We start from the raw sequence: 2,284 nt of genomic DNA on the forward strand, positions 1-2,284 counted from the left end.
CTCGCGCGAGCCGCCGTCGCGCGAGCCGCCGTCGCGACCGCGCGAGCCGCGACCGCCTGCGGGGCGACGGCCGCTGGACTTGCCGGTCTCGCCGAGGTCCTCGAGCTCCTCCGCGTCGAGACCGGCGCGGGTCTGCGCCGACTTCGGCAGGCGACCCTTGGCCTCGCGTGGGATGTCGAGCTCGGAGTAGAGGTGGTCCGAGGACGAGTAGGTCTCCTCGGGGTCCGGGATGCCGAGATCGAGGGCCTTGTTGATCATCGTCCAGCGGTGCAGGTCGTCCCAGTCGACGAAGGTCACCGCGATGCCGGTCTGGCCCGCGCGACCGGTGCGGCCGATGCGGTGGACGTAGGTCTTCTCGTCCTCGGGGCACTGGTAGTTGATGACGTGGGTGACGTTCTCGACGTCGATGCCTCGGGCGGCGACGTCGGTGGCGACGAGGACGTCGACCTTGCCCGAGCGGAACGCGCGCAGCGCCTGCTCGCGGGCGCCTTGGCCGAGGTCGCCGTGGATCGACGCGGCCGCGAAGCCGCGCTCGACGAGGTCGTCGGCGACCTTGGCGGCGGTTCGCTTGGTGCGGCTGAAGACGATGGTGAGGCCGCGGCCGTTGGCCTGGAGGATGCGGGCGAGCATCTCGACCTTGTCCATGGCGTGGGCGCGGAAGACGTACTGGCTGATCGCCTTGACCGTCTGCGAGGTGTCGCCCTCGCCCTCCTGCATCGCGCGGATGTGGGTCGGCTGGCTCATGTAGCGGCGGGCGAGCGCGACGACGGCGCCGGGCATCGTCGCCGAGAAGAGCATCGTCTGGCGGGCCGGCGACGTCATCGCGAGGAGCTTCTCGACGTCGGGGAGGAAGCCGAGGTCGAGCATCTCGTCGGCCTCGTCGAGGACGACGGTCTTGGCGCGCGAGAGGTCGAGGTGCCCCTGCTTGGCGAGGTCGATCAGGCGGCCCGGCGTGCCGACGACGACCTCGACGCCCTTCTCGAGGGCCTCGATCTGCGGCTCGTAGGCGCGGCCGCCGTAGACGGTGAGGACGCGGATGCCGCGGGTCTTGCCGGCTCGCTCGAGGTCGGCGGCCACCTGGACGGCGAGCTCGCGGGTCGGGGCGACGGCGAGGGCCTGCGGCTTGCCCTGGTGGGGGAAGGCGTCCCAGCCGTCGTCGCCGCGGGCGAGGACCTTGTTGAGCAGCGGGATGCCGAACCCGAGCGTCTTGCCGGTGCCGGTCTTGGCCTGGCCGATGATGTCGTGGCCCGAGAGCGCCACGGGCAGGGTCATCGCCTGGATGGGGAAGGGCGTGGTGATGCCGTGCGAGGCGAGCGCCGAGACGATGTCGGGGTGGATGTCGAAGTCGCCGAAGGTCTGCTCGACGGCGGTGGCCGCCTTCGTCGCCTCGATGGCGACCTCGTCGGCGATGGCCTCCGCGGAGGCAGCGTCGGCAGGGATGGTCTGGCTGTCGGTCATGGGAACTCTCTGATCGGCGGCTCTCGCAGGAGGCTCGTCGCCGCTGTGGCGGGCCGATCGGAGGTCTTCGGGGAGGGCCTGACAACCGGGCCCCACGCACAATGTCGTTCGTGTTCGTCGTGCCGACCGGGCACCGTGGACCTGCCCACCCTACCGTGCGGAGGCCGTCCGTCCGGCCACGCCCACATCGCTAGGCTGCCCACCATGGAGACGAACGCGCCCCAGGGACTGGACGACCCGGCATACCGCGCCGCCGTGGTGGACCTGCTCGGCGTCCTCGCCTACGGCGAGCTCACCGCCTGCATCCGGATGGCGACCGACTCCGACCTCGCGCCCTCCCTGCGGATCAAGGCGCAGATGGCGGGGTTCGCTGCGACCGAGTACCGCCAGTACGAGCTGCTCGTCGGGAGGCTCGCCGAGATCGGGACGGACGCGGAGACGGCGATGCAGCCGTTCGTCGCACCGTTCTCGGCCTTCCACGACCGGACGCGGCCCAAGAGCTGGGTCGAGGGGCTCGTCAAGGCCTACGTCGGCGACGGGATCGCCAAGGACTTCTACCGCGAGATGGGCTCCTTCGTCGACGACCGCACGCGTGACGTCATGGACCACGCCCTCGACGACGCCGGCACGGGCGAGTTCATCGTCGGCGTCGTGCGCGACACCCTCAAGACGGACCCGACGGCCAAGGGGCGGCTCAGCCTCTGGGGCCGCCGGCTGCTCGGCGAGGCGCTGAGCCAGGGACAGTCGGTGGCCGTCGAGCGCGACGCCCTCACCGGCCTGCTCATGGGTGGCGGCGCGGACCTCACCGAGATCGGCCAGATGTTCA

The 2,284-nt window shown here is 71.4% G+C and carries 2 protein-coding genes; one reads left to right on the forward strand and one right to left on the reverse strand.

The window, feature by feature from the left end; translation table 11 throughout:
- A partial coding sequence (locus tag N798_RS15710) for a DEAD/DEAH box helicase (RefSeq protein WP_035950369.1) occupies window positions 1–1,458 on the reverse strand: 1,458 nt, incomplete at its 3' end.
- A 204-nt stretch (window positions 1,459–1,662) separates the two neighbouring features.
- On the opposite strand from N798_RS15710, the gene N798_RS15715 reads away from it, so the two are divergent.
- Window positions 1,663–2,284: ferritin-like fold-containing protein (locus tag N798_RS15715; RefSeq protein WP_035950371.1), on the forward strand; the 622-nt coding region annotated here is incomplete at its 3' end.

The sequence above is a fragment of the Knoellia flava TL1 genome, from assembly GCF_000768675.1.
In the GTDB taxonomy this organism is placed as follows: domain Bacteria; phylum Actinomycetota; class Actinomycetes; order Actinomycetales; family Dermatophilaceae; genus Knoellia; species Knoellia flava.